This is a genomic window from Deltaproteobacteria bacterium (assembly GCA_003696105.1).
Taxonomy (GTDB): domain Bacteria; phylum Myxococcota_A; class Polyangia; order Haliangiales; family J016; genus J016.
In genome coordinates this window covers 1-2980 of sequence record RFGE01000315.1, presented here as the reverse complement: position 1 = coordinate 2980, position 2980 = coordinate 1, and the positions used below count along the sequence as shown (strand labels likewise).

The following is a 2980-nucleotide window of genomic DNA, read 5'->3' as shown; positions in this document are numbered from 1 at the left end:
GCGGTTCGAGCGGATCGCCGACGACATCGTCGACGTGCACCTGCGCAGCCCGCTCGCGCGCACGCGGCTGCCCGAGCGCAGCACGTTCGCGACATCGAGCTGCGGCGTGTGCGGCAAGGTGTCGATCGAGTCGCTGCGGGTGCGCGCAGCGCCGATCGCGTCGGAGGTGCGCGTGCCGGCGGACGTCGTCGCGGCGTTGCCGGACGCGCTGCGCGCGCAACAATCCGTGTTCGACTGCACCGGCGGACTGCACGCGGCCGGCCTGTTTTCGTCCGAGGGAGACCTGTGGGTCGCCCGCGAGGACGTCGGCCGGCACAACGCGGTCGACAAGGTCGTGGGCTGGGCGCTCGCGGCCGGTCGCCTGCCGGCGCCCGACGCGCTGCTGTGCGTGTCGGGGCGGCTGTCGTTCGAGATCGTCCAAAAGGCGATCGCGGCCCGCGTTCCGCTCGTGGCCGCCGTGTCGGCGCCGAGCACCGCGGCGGTGGACCTGGCCCGGGAGTTCGGGGTCACGCTGTGCGGGTTCGTGCGCGCCGGCCGCTTCAATTGCTACGCGCACGCGGACCGAGTGTGCTAGGGGACGGAGGTGGACGGACAACACTGCGGTGTCACGGTCCGGCGGACGTGTGCCGGAACACCGAGCCGGCCCACCTCGGCCGTGAGCGAGGAGTCCCGCACCGCACCGCGGCGGCCCAACTCGCTCATCGGGAGCCAACCCGTGTGCTCACCTCGCGCCGCACTGCTCGCACGGTCGCGCGACCGCGCGCTCGCGCAACGCGATCGACGCGCGGCGCGGCGCCGCTGGCTCGCGATCGTCGCCGCGGTGGCCGCGGCCGGGGTCGGCTGCGGCGATTCCGATGCGCAGAGCGCGCCACCGGCCGCTCGGGCCGAGAGCGCCCCGGGCGCGGCGCCGGCTCCCGCCGCACCCCGCCGCGTCGAGCACGCCGTCTATTCGCTGGTCGACAACCGGCTGGCGGCCCACGTGACGTTCGCGGGCGGCCTGTGGGTGCCGCTCGGCTCGCGCCGCGCGACCAAGTATCTGCGCTTCCGCAAGAGCGACCTGCCGGCCGACCTCGCGGTCGACGTGGCGGGCGAGCGCGCGGCGCGGCCCCACGGCGACGTGCTGTCGCTGTACGCGCCACTGACGAGCGAACAGGCCACGACCGCCGCCGAGGTGTGGGTGCGCGTCCACGCCGATCGCGGTGGGCCCGCGACCCTGCGCGTCAATGGCGCCGACGCCGCGACGGTCGACGTGCCGGCGGGGTGGTCGACCGCCGCGTTCGCGGTGCCTGCCGGCCGGCTGCGCGCGGGCGAAAACGAGCTGGCCCTGTTCGGCGCGCGGCGCGGCGGATTCGCGTTCGCGTGGTGGCAGGTGGGCGGCGCACGCCCGTACGACGAGTCCGCGCCGCTCGGCGGACCGGCCGGGCTCGAGCTCACCGCCGACCGCGGGCTGGCGTGGTACGTGGTCGTGCCCGACGGCGGCGCGCTCGTCATCGACGGCGCCGGACCTGGTTGTACCATCAATGTCGTGGCGCACGCGGACCGCGGCGAGCCGGTTCGCGGCGCCGTCACGGACGGCGGCGGCGCGGTCGATCTGTCGGCGCTCGCCGGCGAGGCCGTCCGCCTGGACCTGACCCTCGACGGCTGCGCGCGCGCGCGGCTGCCCCGCGCCGCTCTCACGGTGCCCGGCCCCGCACCCACGACGCGAACCGGACCGCCGCCGCGGTACGTGATCCTGTGGATCATGGACTCGCTGCGCGCCGACCGGCTGCGCATCATCAACCCGAAGGCGCGGCCCGAGACGCCCCACTTCGACCAACTGGCAACCGAGGCCGCGGTGTTCCGCCAGGCCTACGTACAGGGCAACGAGTCGCGCGTGTCCCACGCGTCGATGTGGTCGTCGCTGTACCCCGTAGTCCACGACATGTTGTCGCCCAAGGCGAAGCTGGCCGACAAGTGGTTCACGATCGACGAGCTCGCGAAGAAGGCCGGGCTGTACGCGAGCGGCGAGACCGGCAACGGCTACGTCGCGCGCAAGTGGGGGTTCGGCGACGACTGGGACGCCTTCCGCAACCACATTCACGAGGGCGGCGGCCTGTCCGGCGAGGACATCCTGTCGCGCGGACTCGCGACCGTCGAAGGGCGCCGCGATCCGTGGCTGCTTTACCTCGGCACGATCGACACGCACGTGTCGTGGCGAGCCAAGGAACCGTGGATCTCCCGCTACGACCCGGAGCCGTACCGGGGCCGGTTCGGCAAGATGGCGTCCGGCACCGTCGTCGACAAGATCGCCGCCGGCGCGATCAAACCGTCGCCGCGCGATATCGACCGCCTCCGCGCGCTGTACGACTCGAACGTGTCGTACCAGGACGCGCTGGTCGGCAAGCTGTTCGACACGCTCGATGCGTGGGGCATCCGCGACCAGACCATGGTCGTCCTCACCGCCGACCACGGCGACGAGTTGCTGGAGAACGGGAAGATCGGCCACGGCGTGAGCGTGCGCGAGGCGCTCGTCCACGTCCCGTTGGTCATCTACTATCCGCCGCTCGTGCCGGCCGGCACCATCGACGAAGCGGTCGAGGGCATCGACATCATGCCGACGATCGCTGACGCGCTCGGCGTCGCGCCGGACGACAACTGGCAAGGGGCGTCGCTGTTGCCGCTCGCACAGGGCGTCGGTCGCGGCTACCCGACGCTTGCCTTCGTGAGCCACTACGAGAAGAAGCACGCCGGCCGGCTGGGGCGGTGGAAGGTGCACGCCGCCGGCGCGAAAGCCGAACTGTACGACGTGGAGGCCGACCCGCTCGAGCAGCGCAATGTCGCCGATGAGTGGCCGATCGCGCGCCGCGCGGTCGAAGACGCGCTGTGGCTGTTGCGCGTCTACAACGCGCGCTGGCGCAAAGCGCGGTGGGGCAATCCGGCCAACGTGACCGCCGCGTTCGCCGCGGACCTGGGCGAGTAGCGCGGCGGGTCGTCGCCCGCG

Annotated in this window: 2 protein-coding genes; both read left to right on the top strand. The window is 73.2% G+C overall.

What is annotated here, in order from left to right; translation table 11 throughout:
• Positions 1-574: sulfurtransferase FdhD (locus tag D6689_19785; protein ID RMH38364.1), on the top strand; the 574-nt coding region annotated here is incomplete at its 5' end.
• A gap of 81 nt (positions 575-655) precedes the next feature.
• Complete coding sequence (locus D6689_19780; protein ID RMH38363.1) at positions 656-2959, top strand: hypothetical protein; 2304 nt, start codon at positions 656-658, stop codon at positions 2957-2959.
• The last annotated feature ends 21 nt before the right edge of the window (positions 2960-2980 follow it).